This is a genomic window from Acinetobacter sp. KAM396 (assembly GCF_021602765.1).
In the GTDB taxonomy this organism is placed as follows: Bacteria; Pseudomonadota; Gammaproteobacteria; order Pseudomonadales; family Moraxellaceae; genus Acinetobacter; species Acinetobacter towneri_A.
Map to the genome: position 1 here is coordinate 1 of NZ_BPPH01000138.1, position 214 is coordinate 214.

At 47.2% G+C, this 214-nt stretch carries 1 pseudogene; it reads right to left on the reverse strand.

From position 1 onward, the window contains the following. Positions 1–105: 105 nt before the first annotated feature. Positions 106–214 (reverse strand): annotated as a pseudogene (locus L6C30_RS14875) (IS66 family insertion sequence element accessory protein TnpB); the annotation flags it as partial.

Sequence of the window (214 nt, forward strand, 5' to 3'; positions counted from 1 at the left end):
GCGGTTTGATGTAGCCAAAGGCTCTCACCACCTGAGCCATGGTCGTATCCATACCTGCACGCATGTCCATGGGCTGAGTAGACAACCAGATTTCATCAATGCGGATCATGTTGCAAGTGCCTTGAGTAATTCTGCCAAGGCAGGTATTTCTGATGTCTGCCATTTTAGCTGAATATCATTATTCGTATGAGGCACGGTGATACACAACGTGATC